The following is a 16,265-nucleotide window of genomic DNA, read 5'->3' on the forward strand; positions in this document are numbered from 1 at the left end:
CAGCGCCCGAAGCCCGGCCGTCCGGCTGGATTCTTTAGCGACGGGTGCAAGAGGCAGCGGTCCGGAACTCAGCGTGGCGCGCGCGCGGCGGCGAGATACCGGGCGTGCAGGCGGTCGACCTGCGCATAAAGCGATGCGCGGTCGCCGCTGTTGTCGATCACGTCGTCCGCCGCGGCGAGCTTTTCTTCACGGCTCGACTGGACGGCGATGATCGCGCGAACCTGCTCTTCGGGCAAATGGCTGCGGGTCATGACGCGTGCGATCTGCACCTCGACCGGGCAATCGACGACGCAGATGCGGTCGTATCGTTCGCGGTACGAGTTCGATTCGATCAGCAGCGGCACGACGAGGACGGCGTACGGGCCGCGTGCCTCGCGAATCTGGCGATCGCTCTCGGCGCGGATCGCCGGATGGATGATCGCTTCGAGTTGCCGGCGCACCTCGGGATCGCTGAACGCGAGATCGCGCATCGCTTTGCGATCGAGCGCGCCATCGGCGCTGATGACGGCAGCGCCGAATGCCGCGCGGATCGGTTCGATCGCGGCGCCGCCGGGTGCGGTGAGCGCGTGGGCGATCAGGTCGGTGTCGATCACCGCCGCGCCGAGTTCGGCGAGACGATCCGCGGCTGCGCTCTTGCCGCTGCCAATGCCCCCGGTCAGGCCGACCAGGAAGTGATGGGAATTCATGGAGTGCATCCGGTCTTGGCGGCACCCGCCTGGGCGGCGCCGCGGGATTTGTCGAAAGTCGCGAGTGCGGCCGACGGGCCGCGTATCTCGATACGGTAAACGGCGGGGTTGCGGGGCGTCACCGCTGCGCCCCGCACCCGCTTGGTGCGAAGAAAGGCGAGATGTTGCTGCGCTTTGGCTTCGCTCTTGAAAATGCCCAGCGAAACTGCGAACTGGTTCGGGCCCGTCTCGTGGACGATGAAGTAATCGCGGATGCCGAGCTCCCGCAGCTCGGCCACCTTGCGTTCGGCGCCGTCACGGCCGCTTTCGGGAGGGATGCGCACCCACCATGTGCTCGGAGCACTGGTTGGGACGCGCTCGATTTGCAGCCCGGCGACCGCTTGGGCCTCCGCCGTGAGCGCACCGGCCTGGCTTGCTCCGAGCCCGCGATAGGCGACGCACGCCAGGGTTTCGACGGGCGTTTCCACCGCTACCGACGCAGCCTCGGGCTGGCGGGCGGCTGGAGCGGGGGTGGGCGGGAGTTCGGCGGCCGGTGCGGGGCCGGTGCCGGGCCGGTGCCGGGCCGGTGCCGGGCCGCCGGCTCGGCTTCGGCCCGCCCCCTGCCGGTGCGCGCTCGCTCGCCGGCTGTAGCGGGTGCAGGATGATGCGGCCGGGATTGAGCTGGTTGCTGAGCCGCTCGGGTTCGCCGTCGGGCACCGCGGCCCCGAGCCAGCCTCGCGTCGACGCGAAGGCGAGCAGGTTCAACAGGATCAGGACGACGAAAATCAGGCGCATTGCGGGCATCGCTGCAAGCTTACCGGAGTGCCCGCGAAGTCATCGCTCGCCGCCCTGTTCAGCCGAATTTCGGCAGGTGCGCCAACGACGCTGCGACTGCTTCGGCCGGGTAGTCGTAGTTTTCGAGTTGGCCAGAGAAATAGCGGTCATAGGAACTCATGTCGAAGTGACCGTGGCCCGTCAGGTTGAACAGGATCGTCTTGGGTTCGCCGGTTTCCTTGCACTTGATCGCTTCGTCGATCGCGGCGCGAATCGCGTGGCACGACTCCGGCGCGGGAATGATGCCTTCGGTGCGCGCGAACAGCACGCCGGCTTCGAAAGTCGCGAGCTGGGGCACGGCGACGGCTTCGAGCAGCCCTTCGTGGTAGAGCTGCGACACCAGTGGCGAGTCGCCGTGGTAGCGCAAGCCGCCGGCGTGAATGCCCGGGGGCATGAAATCGTGGCCCAGCGTGTACATCTTCATCATCGGCGTGAAGCCGGATGCGTCGCCGAAGTCGTAGGCATATTCCCCTTTCGTCAGCGTCGGGCAGGAATTCGGCTCGACCGCGACGCAGCGCAGGTTCTGCGCGCGCTTGTCGCCGGCCGCCTTGTCGGCGAGAAACGGGAATGCGATGCCGCCGAAGCTCGAGCCGCCGCCGCAGGGACCGAGGACGACGTCGGGATAGAGGCCGATCTTGTCGAACTGCTTCTTCGCTTCGAGGCCGATGATGCTCTGGTGCAGCAGCACGTGGTTGAGCACCGAGCCGAGCGTGTAGTTCGTGTCGCTGCGCCCGGCGGCTTCCTCGACCGCTTCCGAGATCGCGAGGCCGAGCGAGCCCTGGTTGTCCGGATCCTTTGCGAGCGCGTCGCGCCCGGTCTGCGTGAGCTCGGACGGGCTGGCGAACACTTCGGCGCCCCACGTCTGCATCATCAGCCGGCGGTACGGTTTCTGGTGATAGCTGACTTTCACCATGTAGACACGCACTTCGAGGCCGAACATCTGCCCGGCAAAGGCGATCGACGAACCCCACTGGCCCGCGCCGGTTTCGGTCGTCAGGCGCTTGATCCCGGCCTGGCGGTTGTAAAAGGCCTGCGGCACTGCCGAATTCGGCTTGTGCGAACCGGCTGGCGAGACGCCTTCGTTCTTGAAGAAGATTTTCGCCGGAGTACCGAGTGCGCGTTCGAGCCGCACCGCCCGCATCAGCGGGCTCGGGCGCCAGATCCTGTACGTCTCGCGCACTTCGTCGGGGATCGGAATCCAGCGCTCGGCGCTCATCTCCTGCTCGAGGATCTGCGTCGGGAAAATCGCCATCATCTGCTCCGGGCTGACCGGCTTGCCGTCCGCGCCGAGCGAGGGCGCAGGCGCGTGCGGCATGTCCGCGACGACGTTGTACCAGTGCGTCGGGATCTCGTTTTCTTCCAGCAGGATGCGGGTCGGTTCGGTCACGTTGTCTGCTCCGTTGAATGCACAGAAGGGAATATCGGATTGCTGCGAGCGACGTTCATGCCGCTGCGTCCTCGCGCGCGACGACTGCGAGCCCTTTCAGGACGAGATTGTCGACGCGCGAAAAAGGGATGCCAAGGAGTTCTTCGAGCCGCGCTGCGGCGCCTCCGCTGAGCAGACAGCGGGCGCCGGGCAGGTGCGCGACGTGGCGGAACATGCGTTCGATCGCTCCGACCTGCGCGGTGCGGCAGCCGGAAACGATCGCATCGGCGGTATTGCGCGGCGCGCCGACGTAGCGACCTTCGGCAAACGGCAGCTGGGCAGTGTTGCCGGCGAGCGCGCGACGCATCAGGTCTTCCCCCGGCAGGATGATCCCGCCGTCGAAGTCGCCCGACGCGGTGAGGATGTCGACGGTCGTCGCCGTGCCGGCATTGACGACGAGACAGGCCGCGCCATGCAGCGCGCGGGCGCCGATCAGCGCGACCCACCGGTCGGCGCCGAGCCGGGCGGGGTCGTCGTAACGGTTGCGCACGCCGCAGCGTTGCGCCGACGCGTGGATCCACTGCGGCGCGCTACCGACTCCGCGCAATGCGGCAGTGATTGCGGCGGCCATGGCGGGGCCGGCGACGTTCGTGCCGACGATGCGGCGCACCTCGGGGTGGGCCGTCGCGACGTCGCCGAGCGCCGCGACTTCGGCGTGCGCGAGGGCGCCTTCGCCGATCCAGGCCTCTCCGCGGATCACGCCCCACTTGATGCGGGTGTTGCCCGCGTCGATCAGCAGGATCACTGTCGGACTCTCAGTGATACCTCGCCTGAGAGGATGCGCACCAGCCCGTCGTCGCCGCGGATCAGCAGTGCGCCGTCTTCGTCGACGCCCGCGCAGATGCCGTCGAGTTCGCGGCCCTCGCCAGTGACGCGCACCGGCAGGTCGGCGAACGCGTTGCGTTGCTGCCACGCCCCGCGCAGCGCCGGAAAACCCGCTGCGGCGTAAGTCTCGAACAGCGCGTGCAGCTCGGCGAGCAGGGAAGCGAGCAGCGCGCTGCGATCCGGCAGCTCGGCAACGTGCGCGGCAAGGTCGGTGACACCGGGTTGGTCGGGGATCGATGCGCCGGCCGGCAGGCGCAGGTTCAGGCCGATTCCGACCACCGCTGCCACGGTGCGGGCGCGGCCCGGCAGCAGTTCGACGAGAATCCCGGCGAGCTTGTCGCCATGCACCAGCACGTCGTTCGGCCACTTCAGCTGCAGCCCCTCGACGCCGAGCTTCTCGAGCGCCCGGACGACGGCAAGACCGGCCACCAGCGACAGTCCGGCCGGTACCGGGGCGCCCGGCCGAAAGCGCCACAGCGCCGAAAAAGTCAGGCTGCCGCCGGGCCAAGATTGCCACAGCCGCCCGCGCCGACCGCGGCCGGCCGTCTGGCGATCCGCGACGACGACGGCGATTCGGCCGTCGTCCGCGGGGGGCGCATCGATGAGTTCGCTGTTCGTCGAGGCGCATTCGGCCAGCAGCCGCACGTCGAACGCGCTCGCGAGCGTTCCGAGCGGCGCGGCGATCGCTGCGGCAGTAAAGGGCTGTTCGATGGTTGGGGCAGTCAAGCCGGTTTTCCCGTGTCGTGGGTGAAAGCCGGCATTATCCGATATTGGGCGGCCGCGCACGAGCGCGGTGCGCAGTCGCCCGGCAGTTCTTCGGTCCCGCGCGTTAGCTGGAGGCGTCTTCGCTCGCCGGCGGATGCCGGTGCTCCTCGAGGCCGAGCTCCTGGATCTTGCGCGTGATCGTGTTCCGGCCAATGCCGAGCAGCAGCGCTGCCTCGATGCGCCGCCCGCCGGTGGCCGTCAGCGCGCGGCGGATCAGCGTGCGTTCGAATTCGCGTGTCAGCCGGTCGAACACCTCGCCGGGCGCGGTGGCGATCATGCGGTCCGCCTCGACGGCGAGTCCGTCGACCCACGCGACGGGCATCTCGCGATCGGGGCGGTCGCGCATTTCGGGCGGCAGGTCGGCAACTTCGATCGTCTGTCCCGGCGCCATCACCGTCAGCCAGTGGCACAGGTTCTCGAGCTGCCGGACGTTGCCCGGGAAAGGCAGGGCCTGCAGGTATTTCAGTGCCGGTTCGGAAATGCGCTTGGGCTCGACGCCGAGATCCTGCGCGCTCTTCTGCAGGAAATGACGCACCAGGATGGGGATGTCTTCGCGGCGCTCGCGCATCGGTGGCAGGCGCAGGCGGATCACGTTGAGGCGGTGGAACAGGTCCTCGCGGAACAGCCCCTGTCGCACGCGGTCTTCGAGGTGCTGGTGGGTCGCGGCGATGACGCGCACGTTCGCGCGGACCGGCTGGTGGCCGCCGACGCGGTAGAAATGGTTGTCCGACAGCACCCGCAGCAGGCGGGTCTGCAGTTCGGCGGGCATGTCACCGATCTCGTCGAGGAACAGCGTGCCGCCGTCGGCCTGTTCGAAACGCCCGCGGCGTTGCGTGGCCGCACCGGTGAAGGCGCCGCGTTCATGGCCGAAAAGTTCCGATTCGAGCAGATCGCGCGGGATCGCCGCAGTGTTGATCGCGATGAACGGGGCGTCGCGGCGGGGGCTGTGGCGATGCAGCGCGCGCGCGACCAGTTCCTTGCCCGTGCCCGATTCGCCGTTGATCAGCACTGTCGCATGCGACTGGGCGAGGCGGCCGATCGCGCGAAACACTTCCTGCATCGAAGGTGCCTGGCCGAGAATCTCGGGCGCGACGGTCGCCTCCTCCTGTGCGCCCTGCTGGTGCGCGTTCTGGGCGATCGCACGCTGCACGAGGGCCACCGCCTGGTCGACGTCGAACGGCTTGGGCAGATATTCGAACGCTCCACCTTGGAACGCCGAGACCGCGCTTTCGAGGTCGGAATAAGCGGTCATGATGATGACCGGTACGTGCGGGTGCAGGGTTTTCACGCGCTGCAGCAGGCCGAGGCCCGATTCGCCGGGCATGCGGATGTCGGAAATCAGCACTTTCGGCGGCTGCGGCGACGTTTCGAGCGCCGTCAGCGCTTCGCTCGCCGACGCAAAGCTGCGGTAGGAAATGTTTTCGCGGCTGAGGGCTTTTTCGATCACCCAGCGGATGGAGCGGTCATCATCGACGATCCAGACGGTGTTCATCAGTTATGCACTTTTTTGGTGCGACCGCGCTGATCGTAAGCCTCACGCGCGGTCGGTAATCGGCAGCAGGATGGTGAAGCAGGTGCGCCCGCGACGGCTGTCGACTTCGATCATCCCCTGGTGCTGCTCAATGAAGCTCTGGGCCAGCGACAGGCCCAATCCGCTCCCGCCTTCCCGCCCCGAAACCAGCGGATAGAAGATCTTGTCGCGGATCTCCTCCGGAATGCCGGGGCCGTTGTCGATCACTTGCAATTCCAGTGCCAGTTTGAAACGCCGCTTCGCCAGCGTGACCTGCCGGGCGACTCGGGTGCGCAGGCGGATTTCCCCGCGGCCTTCCATCGCCTGCGCGGCGTTCCGCACGATATTGAGAATCGCCTGGATCAGCTGTTCGCGGTCGGCGGTGAACTCCGGCAGGCTGGTATCGTAGTCGCGCCGCACCGCGAGTTCGGGAAATTCGGCGAGAATCAGGCGCCGCACGCGTTCGAGCACGTCGTGAATGTTGAGCTGCCCGGGGCGCATCATGCAGTGCGACGTCAGCAGACGGTTCATCAGATCCTGCAGCCGGTCGGCCTCGGCGATGATGACTTCGGTGTATTCGCGCAGCTGCGGGTCGGCCAGCTCGCGCTCGAGCAGCTGCGCCGAGCCGCGGATGCCGCCGAGCGGATTCTTGATCTCGTGCGCGAGGTTGCGGATCAGCTCGCGGCTCGCCTGTTGCTGCTGCAGCAACTGCTCTTCGCGGGCGACGCGCAGCTGAGCGTCGATCGGCCGGAATTCGAGCAGCAGGCGAATGCCGACGGCTTCGGCCGGGCTGACGGTGCAGTCGAGGTGGAGCGGCTCGGCGTCGGCCCGGGCGATCTTCAGGTTCTGACCGGTGTAGCTCCAGTTCTTGTGCAGGGCGTTGTGCAGCGCCGCGGTCAGTCCGGGCGGTTCACCGAGCAGCGCCGATAACGGCTGTCCGAGCAGGCGCCGCTGGCTGACCTCGAAGAGGTTCTCGGCGCCTGCGTTAAGGTAGCGGATGACAAGCTCGGCGTCGACGAGGACGATTGCCGAAGACAGCAGATCGAGGCCGGCGAACGGGCCGGGGTTCGAAGGGCGAGGGTGGTCGGGCATAAGCGTCCTGGGGAGTCCGAGGAGGTCTCGCAAAAAGCGCGCCAAGCCCTCGCTACTTGAGGCTGCCGATTTCCTTTTTCAGTGCATCGACGTTGCGCTGGTGGAGTTCGACCTTGTCCTTGTAAGGCTGCAGCCGGTCGAGCACTTTCTGGTAGTTGCGCTCGTTGCCGAGTCGGATCGCCTCCTGCTCGGCGAGCGCTTTTTTGGCTTCGGCGAGCGCGGTTTCCTCGGCGAGGAGCTCCTTCTCCAGCACCTGCCGGCGGGTGTCGTCGCGCGCACGCTGCGCTTCGGGCGCGACGCGCGGGAAATCGTTCGGCGTCGCGCGCGGCTGCGCAGCGGGCGCGCGAGGCGGCGCAGGGATCGACGATACGGGCTGGTCTTCGCTCAGTTCCTTGCAGCCGCGGGCGAAAGTGCTGTCATTGGTGTAGGTGACGCTGCCGCTGCTGTCGACGCATTTATAGACGCTCGCGTGCGCGGGCGCGGCGACCAGGATCAGGATCAGGACGGCGGGGAAAAGGCGGATGTCGAGCATGAGGGCTGGCAGGAAATCCATTGGGGAAGGCAGGGGCCGGGCGGAAAGATCGCCGGCAGTGGCGGCGATTAGACCCCATAAAAAAGGGACGGGCAATGCCCGTCCCTCGCGTGACCCCGGTAATGCGCAGATCAGAGGCTGTAGTACATGTCGAATTCGACCGGGTGCGTCGTGATCCGCATGCGGTCGACTTCCTCGCCCTTCAGCGCGAGGTACGCGTCGATGAAGTCGTTCGAGAACACCCCGCCGCGCGTCAGGAACTCGCGATCGTTGTCGAGGTACTCGAGCGCCTGGTCGAGGCTCGTGCACACCGTCGGGATCTTCGCGTCCTCTTCCGGCGGCAGGTCGTACAGGTTCTTGTCGGCCGGATCGCCCGGGTGGATCTTGTTCTGGATGCCGTCCAGACCCGCCATCATCAGCGCCGAGAAGCACAGGTAGGGGTTGGCCAGGGGATCCGGGAAGCGCGCCTCGATGCGGCGGCCTTTCGGATTGGCGACGTACGGAATGCGGATCGACGCCGAACGGTTGCGCGCCGAGTACGCGAGCTTGGTCGGGGCTTCGTAGTGCGGCACGAGGCGCTTGTACGAGTTGGTGCCCGGGTTGGTGATCGCGTTCAGAGCGCGAGCGTGCTTGATGATGCCGCCGATGTAGTACAGGGCCATTTCCGACAGGCCGGCGTAGCCGTTGCCCGCGAACAGGTTCTGGCCGTCCTTCCAGATCGACTGGTGCACGTGCATGCCCGAGCCGTTGTCGCCGACGATCGGCTTCGGCATGAAAGTCGCAGTCTTGCCGTACTGGTGCGCGACGTTATGCACGATGTACTTCAGGACCTGCGTCCAGTCGGCGCGTTTGGTGAGCGTGCTGAACTTGGTGCCGATCTCGCACTGGCCGGCGTTGGCCACTTCGTGGTGATGCACTTCGACCGGCACGCCGCACGCTTCGAGGGCGAGCACCATCGCGGCGCGAATGTCGTTGAGGCTGTCGACCGGCGGGACCGGGAAATAGCCGCCCTTGATGCGCGGACGGTGGCCGGTGTTGCCGCCTTCGAACTTGTCGGCCGTCGACCACGCCGCCTCTTCGGAGATGATCTTGCTGTAGACGCCCGACATGTCCACCGACCATTCGACCGAGTCGAAGATGAAGAACTCGGGTTCCGGGCCGAAGAACGCGGTGTCGCCGATGCCGGTGCTCTTCAGGTAGGCTTCGGCGCGCTTCGCGATCGAACGCGGGTCGCGGTCGTAGCCCTTGCCATCGGACGGCTCGATGACGTCGCAAGTCAGCACGACGGTGGTTTCGTCGAAGAACGGGTCGATGTACGCGGAGCCCGCTTCCGGCAGCAGGATCATGTCGGATGCCTGAATGCCTTTCCAGCCGGCGAGCGACGAGCCGTCGAACGGGTGGCCGTGCTCGAAATGGTCTTCCTCGAACGCCGAAACAGGCAGGCCGACGTGGTGCTCCTTGCCGCGGGTATCGGTAAAGCGCAGGTCGACGAAGCGCACTTCGTTCTCCTGGATCATCTTCATGACTTCTTGGGCGTTCATATTCACTCCTGGTCTGATCGGGCGATAGCGATTAACGACGAAACTTGCGTTGCGCGGCAATAAGCAGCATCCGTGCCATGCTGTTTTGGCGTGTCCGGCATTGTGCCACAAGGCAGGAGAGCGGCGCGGCAGCGTTACCCCGATTACCGTACGCTTCGGAATGCGCCGGACCGCCTCGCCGCGACCGAGGAAATTTGCCGAAGGAATGCACCATTTAGGGGTGGTGGATGAGGCGTGCGCACCGGCATGGTGCATGTGCAGGCAAAATGGACGGTGCTCCGGCAGCGCCGTTCCGCCTGCGGGAACGGGGAGCGGGAACGCGTGCTGTTGGGTCGTCCGCGAGCGGAGCGATATACTTCTCCGACTTATCTATGCGGATGACGGCAATGGGGAAATTGACTGATCTGCTCGGGCTCGCGCGGTGCCGCGCGCAGGAGCTGAATTTGCCGTACGCGGGCGCGCTGACGCCGGCCGAAGCTTACGAAGTCTGGCAACTCGCGCCCGGAGCGCGGCTCGTCGATGTCCGTACGCGTGCCGAGTGGGACTGGGTCGGCCGCGTGCCCGACGCGGTGGAGATCGAGTGGTTGAGCTATCCCGGAAACCAGGCGAATCCGCACTTCCTCGCACAACTGAAACGTGAAGTCGACCCCGAGGCGCTGGTGATGTTCATGTGCCGCTCGGGCGCGCGCTCCGACAAGGCCGCACGCGCCGCGAGCGAAGCGGGTTATCCGGAGTGCTACAACGTCCTCGAAGGTTTCGAGGGGGACCTCGACGCGAACGGCCGGCGCAACCGCATCGGCGGCTGGCGCCATGCCGGCCTGCCGTGGCGGCAGAGCTGATCCGCTCCGCGGCCTGCGGGCGTCATCGCAACCCCTGCGGGCTGTCGTGGTCTGAACGACATTGCTACCGATTGAGATACGAAAGAGATACCGAATGATGCAAGTTGCCCCCATCAGTTTCGATCGTTTCAACACCCTCCGGGACGACGAGGCGCAGGCCCGCATTCGCGCCGCGCGTGCGCGACTCGGCGATCGCGCGGTGCTGTTGTGCCATCACTACCAGCGCGCCGACGTCTACCAGCATGCGGACCTGACCGGCGACTCGCTGAAGCTGGCGCGTCTCGCGTCGCAGACCGATGCCGAGTTCATCGTGTTCTGCGGCGTGCATTTCATGGCCGAAGTGGCCGACATCATGTCGCAGCCGCACCAGAAGGCGATCCTGCCCGACCTGGCTGCGGGCTGCTCGATGGCCGACATGGCGAGCCTGGCGAAAGTCACGCGCTGCTGGCGCGAACTCGCGGAAGTGCTCGGGACGCCCGACGACCTCATCACGCCGGTCACCTACATCAATTCGGCGGCCGACCTGAAGGCGTTCTGTGGCGAGCACGGCGGCATCGTGTGCACCTCGACGAACGCGCCGACGATCCTCGACTGGGCGTTCGCGCAGCGCCCCAAAGTGCTGTTCTTCCCCGACCAGCACCTGGGGCGCTGGACCGGCTACAAGAAAGGCATTGCGCTCGACGCGATGGTGGTCTGGGATCCGGATCTCGAATACGGCGGGCTCACGCCGGAGCAGATCCGCAACGCGAAGATCCTGCTGTGGAAAGGGCACTGCTCGGTGCACCAGATGTTCCAGGAGAGCCATATCCGGCGCTGGCGCATGCAGCATCCCGACGGTCTCGTGATCTCGCATCCGGAGAGCAGCCTCGAGGTGTGCATCAACTCCGACTACGTCGGTTCGACCGAATACATCATCAACACGATCAAGGCCGGCGCGCCGAACACGCACTGGCTGGTCGGCACCGAGCTGAACCTGGTCGATCGTCTTGCCGGGGAAGTCAAATCCGAAGGCAAGGTCGTCCAGTTCATGGCGCCCACGGTGTGCATGTGTTCGACGATGCAGCGCATCGACCCGCAGCATCTCGCCTGGACCCTCGAAAACCTCGCCGACGGCAAGGTCGTCAATCATATCCAGGTGCCGGCGCACGAAGCGCAGCTCGCGAAGGTCGCGCTGGACCGGATGCTGTCGGTGTCGTGATGGACACGGTGCCGGCCCTGCGCGTCTGCACCTACAACATCCACAAGGGGTTCTCGCAGTTCAATCGCCGCATGGTCGTGCATGAACTGCGCGAACGCCTGCGCAGCCTCGACGTGGATGTGGTGTTCCTGCAGGAAGTGCAGGGGCTGCACCTGGGGCACGCGAACCTCCATCCGAACTGGCCGGGCTCGCCGCAGCACGAGTTCCTGGCCGAGGACGTGTGGAGCCAGTTCGCCTACGGCGGCAATGCGGTCTATGACCACGGGCATCACGGCAACGCCGTCCTGAGCCGCTACCCGATCGTTTCCTCGACGAACCAGGATGTGTCCGATCATCGCTTCGAGCGGCGCGGGCTGCTTCACTGCGAAGTGCAGGTGCCCGGTATCGGCGAGCCGGTGCATTGCGTGTGCGCGCATCTGGGCCTGATGGCGGGCAGCCGGCGCCGTCAGATGGGGGCGCTCGCCGAGCGCATGGAACAGGTCGCGCCTGCGGGGGCGCCGCTGATCATCGCCGGCGATTTCAATGACTGGCGCAACCGCGCCGACCAGTTGCTCGCGCGCCGGCTGGGCCTGCGCGAAGCGTTCGACCGCGGCCGCGGAGAAGCGGCACGCAGTTTCCCGAGCACCGTGCCGGTGCTGTGCCTCGACCGTATTTACGTGCGCGGTTTCCGGGTGCGCCAGGCGCAGGTCCATTGCGGCCTGCCGTGGTCGCGAATTTCCGATCATGCCGCGCTCACTGCGGAGCTGGAGTTCGGCGGGTGACGGAGTTTCTCCCCGGCAACGCGATCAAGCTGCTGGAGAATGGCGGAGATTTCTTCCCCGCACTGCAAGAGGCGATCGACGGCGCGCAGAAGGAAATCTTTCTCGAAACCTACATCTTCGAGAACGACGCGACCGGCAGCCTGATCGCCGCTGCGCTGCGACGCGCTGCGCTGCGCGGCGTCGCGGTACGGCTGCTGGTCGACGGGTTCGGCGGGCGCCAATTCGTCCGGACGCTGATGTCCGAAATGATTCCGGACGGCGTCGGGGTGATGATCTACCGCCGCGAGTTGCGCATGCTGGCGTTGCGCCGACACCGCCTGCGCCGCATGCATCGCAAGTTGGCCGTCATCGACGGGGCGGTTGCGTTCGTCGGCGGCATAAACATCGTCGACGACCTGCAGGGCGGCCTGCTCGAACGCCCGCGCTTCGACTACGCGGTGCGTGTCGAAGGGCCGCTGCTCGCGCCGATACTCGAGTCGATGCACCGCCTGTGGCGGCTCGTGTCGTGGGCGAGAGTCGGGCGCCGGCTGCATGATCCGCTGCTCGTCCCGGCGAAGACCGGTCCTGCCGGGACGGTGCGCGCCGCGTTCGTCACGCGCGACAACCTGCGCCGCCGGCGCGACATCGAAGATGCGTATCTCGACGCGATCGCCGGCGCGCGCACCGAAGTGCTGATCGCCTGCGCGTATTTTTTCCCCGGCCGGCGTTTCCGCCAGGCCCTCGTCGATGCCGCCAAGCGCGGCGTGCGCGTGTCGCTGCTGCTGCAGGGGGTGTCCGACCACCCGATGCTGTGCCATGCGACGCGCGCGCTGTATCCGTTCTTTCTCGGCCGCGGCATCCATCTGTTCGAATATCACGACAGCCATCTTCACGCGAAAGTCGCGGTCGTCGATCGGCGCTGGGCGACGGTCGGTTCGAGCAACATCGACCCGTTCAGCCTGCTGCTCGCGCGCGAAGCCAACGTCGTCATCGACGACGTCCTTTTCGCGACCGAACTCGATGCGAGCCTCCAGCGGGCGATTGCGAGCGGCGCGCGCGAACTGCGCCGCGAGGACTGGCGCCGGTTGCCGACGCTGCGCCGCGTGACCAGCTGGATTTCGTACCAGCTGGTGCGTCTGGCGATCGGGGTGGCCGGTTACGGCGGCAAGCATTGAGATCCTCCCGCCGCCGGCATGAACTCGTGCGCGAGCAGGCACTCTATAAAACGTCGGGAAGCGCATTCGGCGCGATCGCGGCGGAAGTGATTTTTCCGACGACACGGAGGTTAGCGATGGAACTCTCGACCCACTCGCTGAGCAACCTGTTCGCCCAACTCGGCTTGCCCTCCGACGAGGCGTCGATCGAACGATTCATCGCCAGCCATTCACCGCTCCCCGAAAACATCGCCCTTGCCGACGCGTCGTTCTGGACGCCTGCCCAGGCCGCTTTCCTGCGCGAGGAGATCAATGACGACGCGGACTGGGCCGAGCTCGTCGATCAGCTCAACCTGAGCCTGCGATCCTGAGCGATCGCCTCGCGCACGCTTGCGCCCGCGCCGTGCTGCAGTCGCGGCCGGGAGCGTAGGACGACGGACGTCGCCCAGCAGGAGCCGGATCATGGAAAGCCGCACCATCTCGGTCATCAGCGGCGCGAGCCGCGGACTCGGCCGCGCTGCCGCCTATCGCCTGGCGACGATGCCGGACCACCTGGTCATTGCGACGGCGCGCAATCCGGCCGATCTTGCGCCGTTGTGCGCGAAGCTCGAGCTGAGCGGTCATTCGCTCGAAACCTGCCGCCTTGACGTGACCGAGGATGCGTCCGTGGGTGCGCTGCGCGACTGGATCGCGGCACGCTTCGGTCGCGTCGATGTGCTCATCAACAACGCCGGCGTGCTCCTCGACCGTTATTCGACGAGCATTCTCGAGCTGCCGGTCGATACGCTTCGCGCGACGCTCGAGACGAACCTGTTCGGCGCGCTGCGCGTCTCCCAGGCGCTGCTGCCGCTGATGCGCGCGAGTCGCGCGGGGCGGGTCGTCAATCTCGCGTCGGGAATGGGTCAGCTCGCTGAAATGGAGGCGGGGGCACCGGCGTACCGCATCTCGAAAACCGCCTTGAACGCCCTGACGCGCATCCTTGCAACCGAAATGGCTGAGTACCGCATCAAGGTGAATTCGGTCTGTCCGGGCTGGTGCCGCACCGATCTTGGCGGGCCCGAAGCGCCGCGCTCGCCGGAAGAGGGCATCGACAGCGTCGTGTGGCTGGCGACGCTGCCTGACGACGGACCGAGCGGCGGTTTCTTCCGCGATCGCCAGCCGATTCCGTGGTGAGGCTTCGCACCGGCGCGAAGCTCCCGGCGATGGCCGTCGCGGTGATTTTCAATTCGTCGGCGGGGGGTTTTCGGGTGCCGGGGAGGAAACGGCTGCCGACGCTTCCGCCTGCCGCTGCCGCGGCACGTCCGCGAGCGACCAGTGCGTTACGGCCCATTTCCATATCTCGCGCAATGAGGCACGGTCGAGCGCGAGGGGCGGATTCTGCCCGAGAAAGGCGAGCGCGGCGACGAGCGCGCGGGCCGGCGGCAGCGTCGCTACCGGGGCGGCCAAAGTCTGCTTCGACAGCTTTTCGCCTGCCGCATTGACGACGACCGGCAGATGCGCATAGGCGGGCGTCGGGTAGCCGAGCAGCCGCTGCAGATGGATCTGGCGCCCGGTCGAGCCGAGGAGGTCGGCGCCGCGCACGACGTCGGTCACGCCCGCCGCCGCATCATCGACGACCACCGCGAGCTGGTACGCGAACTGCCCGTCGCCGCGCAGGACGACGTAGTCGCCGACTTCGGTCGCGAGATCTTCCTCCTGCCGTCCCTGAATGCGGTCCGCGAAGACGATCCTTCCGTGCGCCCGCACGCGCCACGCATGGGCGCTGCGTCCGGGTGGCAGGCCGTTGCGGCAGGTGCCCGGGTAGAGCCGCGAGCCGTCGCGCGCGAGCGCGGAATCGGCGATCTCGCGGCGCGTGCAGGCGCACGGGAAGACATGTCCTGCGGCTTTGAGGCGCTCGAAGGCGTCGCGGTAGGCGTCGAGCCGTGCGCTCTGCCACACCGGTTCGGCGTCCCATTCGAAGCCGAAACGCTCGAGCGTCGCGATGATGTCCTGCGCAGCGCCGGGCACGCTGCGCGGCGTGTCGACGTCCTCGATGCGCAGCAGCCACTTGCCATGCTGCGCGCAGGCGTCGAGAAAACTGCCGACGGCCGCGACCAGCGAGCCGAAATGCAACGGCCCGCTCGGGGAGGGTGCGAAGCGGCCGACATACGAGGGCAGGGCTTCGTCGATCATGTGCCGGCGGGCAACCCCGCTCTTGTCGCGGGAGGGGCGGCGAAGTCCGCAAAACGCGCAGGGCGCAGACCGGCGGTGGCGAGATCACGCGGGAACTGCGCGGACGCGAGATATGCGAGTTCGACCTCCCGCGGTGCCGTCAGGCTGTCGCAGGCACGCAGCGTCGCATCCACGCGGCCGGGATGGACGTGGAGCAGCGGTCGGGGGCCGGACGTTTCGAGAAAACGCCGCATCAGCGCGCCGAACGGACGGCGTCCGGAAAAATCGTGCAGGCCGGCAAAGCCGTCGTTCGCGGGCAGGGCGTAGTTGCGCAGCAGGCGGCGCAGGCCGAGCGCGAGGCGGCTGATGAACAGCGCTTTCGGTAGCGCGACGCGCCGCCGCAGGCATCGCCCGGACGACTCGACGCAGTCGCGCACCCACACCGTGTTCGGGACATAGCGGCGATGCAGTTCCTCGACGAGCACTTCGCGCACCAACGGCAGCACATGGACGTGCTGGTGACCATCGACGTACGCGGGCGGGCCGCCCCAGATATCCTCGAACGCGTCGAGCTGCGCGCGCAGCTCGTCAGCGATAGAGTCGCGACGCACGGCGCCGGCGAGCGTCCGCGGCAGCAGATGGCCGAGTGTCGGCAGACGGCCGTGCCGCGCGAGTCCGCTTGCGCGGCTGACGGGAGCGTGATCGGTCAGCGTCAGGTGCAGACCGACGTCGGCAGGGTTGCGGAGAATCACCTGCCGCAGCGTCGGTGCGCAGCGGCGCCAGTCGGGCAGGCCGGTCATGCAGCTCGTCGCCGTCAGGCGGCGCGCAGCGATCAGCTCGGCAATCGCGTCGCTGACTCCCGGCGCGATGCCGAAGTCGTCGGCGCAGACGATGAGCGGGCGGGTTGCGGAAAAGTGTGGCATGGCGGGACTTTATCGCGGACGGGGCGTCAACGCGCGAAGGGGCGGCTGCGTTTACACTTGGTTGTCTCCG

Annotated in this window: 17 protein-coding genes; 6 read left to right on the forward strand and 11 right to left on the reverse strand. The window is 67.1% G+C overall.

What is annotated here, in order from left to right; all coding sequences use genetic code 11:
• Window positions 1-68: 68 nt before the first annotated feature.
• The 9 genes from coaE to glnA form a co-directional block, all read right to left on the reverse strand.
• A complete protein-coding gene (coaE, locus tag PA01_11135; GenBank protein KON82069.2) occupies window positions 69-686 on the reverse strand; it encodes a dephospho-CoA kinase in 618 nt (205 codons plus the stop codon).
• Window positions 683-1,153 (reverse strand): SPOR domain-containing protein, encoded by a 471-nt coding sequence (locus PA01_11140; GenBank protein ID KAI5913104.1) that lies wholly within the window; start codon window positions 1,151-1,153, stop codon window positions 683-685. Before PA01_11140 ends, coaE begins: the two co-directional genes overlap by 4 nt.
• A 365-nt stretch (window positions 1,154-1,518) precedes the next feature.
• Entirely contained in the window at window positions 1,519-2,886 is a 1,368-nt protein-coding gene (locus PA01_11145) for a TrpB-like pyridoxal phosphate-dependent enzyme (protein ID KON82070.1), read from the reverse strand.
• A gap of 55 nt (window positions 2,887-2,941) precedes the next feature.
• Complete coding sequence (locus PA01_11150) at window positions 2,942-3,670, reverse strand: type III pantothenate kinase (protein KON82071.1); 729 nt, start codon at window positions 3,668-3,670, stop codon at window positions 2,942-2,944.
• Window positions 3,667-4,476, reverse strand: a complete 810-nt coding sequence (locus tag PA01_11155; protein KON82072.1) for a biotin--[acetyl-CoA-carboxylase] ligase — start codon at window positions 4,474-4,476, stop codon at window positions 3,667-3,669. Before PA01_11155 ends, PA01_11150 begins: the two co-directional genes overlap by 4 nt.
• Window positions 4,477-4,579: 103 nt before the next feature.
• Window positions 4,580-6,007: a nitrogen regulation protein NR(I) gene (ntrC, locus tag PA01_11160; GenBank protein KON82073.1), complete on the reverse strand. Its 1,428-nt coding sequence runs from the start codon at window positions 6,005-6,007 to the stop codon at window positions 4,580-4,582.
• Between the two features lie 42 nt (window positions 6,008-6,049).
• On the reverse strand, window positions 6,050-7,117 hold the full coding sequence (glnL, locus tag PA01_11165; protein ID KON82074.1) for a nitrogen regulation protein NR(II): 1,068 nt from the start codon (window positions 7,115-7,117) through the stop codon (window positions 6,050-6,052).
• Window positions 7,118-7,169: 52 nt separating this feature from the next.
• A complete protein-coding gene (locus PA01_11170; protein ID KON82458.1) occupies window positions 7,170-7,649 on the reverse strand; it encodes a DUF4124 domain-containing protein in 480 nt (159 codons plus the stop codon).
• Window positions 7,650-7,780: 131 nt separating this feature from the next.
• Entirely contained in the window at window positions 7,781-9,190 is a 1,410-nt protein-coding gene (glnA, locus tag PA01_11175) for a type I glutamate--ammonia ligase (protein KON82075.1), read from the reverse strand.
• A 386-nt stretch (window positions 9,191-9,576) separates the two neighbouring features.
• On the opposite strand from glnA, the gene PA01_11180 reads away from it, so the two are divergent.
• The 6 genes from PA01_11180 to PA01_11205 all read left to right on the forward strand — a co-directional run bounded on the left by PA01_11180 (window position 9,577) and on the right by PA01_11205 (window position 14,294).
• The gene (locus PA01_11180; GenBank protein ID KON82076.1) at window positions 9,577-10,029 is read left to right on the forward strand and encodes a rhodanese-like domain-containing protein; all 453 of its coding nucleotides are present in this window, start codon (window positions 9,577-9,579) and stop codon (window positions 10,027-10,029) included.
• A 97-nt stretch (window positions 10,030-10,126) separates the two neighbouring features.
• Entirely contained in the window at window positions 10,127-11,227 is a 1,101-nt protein-coding gene (gene nadA / locus PA01_11185) for a quinolinate synthase NadA (protein ID KON82459.1), read from the forward strand.
• A complete protein-coding gene (locus PA01_11190) occupies window positions 11,227-11,988 on the forward strand; it encodes an endonuclease/exonuclease/phosphatase family protein (GenBank protein KON82077.1) in 762 nt (253 codons plus the stop codon). Before nadA ends, PA01_11190 begins: the two co-directional genes overlap by 1 nt.
• Window positions 11,985-13,142 carry a cardiolipin synthase ClsB gene (clsB, locus tag PA01_11195; GenBank protein KON82078.1) on the forward strand — a complete coding sequence of 386 codons (1,158 nt, stop codon included), beginning with the start codon at window positions 11,985-11,987 and terminating at the stop codon, window positions 13,140-13,142. The genes PA01_11190 and clsB overlap by 4 nt, the downstream gene beginning before the upstream one ends.
• A 116-nt stretch (window positions 13,143-13,258) precedes the next feature.
• Window positions 13,259-13,492, forward strand: a complete 234-nt coding sequence (locus PA01_11200; protein KON82079.1) for a DUF2789 domain-containing protein — start codon at window positions 13,259-13,261, stop codon at window positions 13,490-13,492.
• 91 nt (window positions 13,493-13,583) lie between these two features.
• Entirely contained in the window at window positions 13,584-14,294 is a 711-nt protein-coding gene (locus PA01_11205) for an SDR family oxidoreductase (GenBank protein KON82080.1), read from the forward strand.
• Between the two features lie 48 nt (window positions 14,295-14,342).
• Here the strand turns inward: PA01_11205 and gluQRS are convergent, their stop codons facing one another.
• Window positions 14,343-15,293: a tRNA glutamyl-Q(34) synthetase GluQRS gene (gene gluQRS, locus PA01_11210; GenBank protein ID KON82460.2), complete on the reverse strand. Its 951-nt coding sequence runs from the start codon at window positions 15,291-15,293 to the stop codon at window positions 14,343-14,345.
• Window positions 15,290-16,195 (reverse strand): ChbG/HpnK family deacetylase, encoded by a 906-nt coding sequence (locus PA01_11215; protein KON82081.1) that lies wholly within the window; start codon window positions 16,193-16,195, stop codon window positions 15,290-15,292. Before PA01_11215 ends, gluQRS begins: the two co-directional genes overlap by 4 nt.
• Between the last annotated feature and the right edge of the window lie 70 nt (window positions 16,196-16,265).

Origin of the sequence: Azoarcus sp. PA01 (genome assembly GCA_001274695.2) — a bacterium.
Lineage (GTDB): Bacteria > Pseudomonadota > Gammaproteobacteria > Burkholderiales > Rhodocyclaceae > Aromatoleum.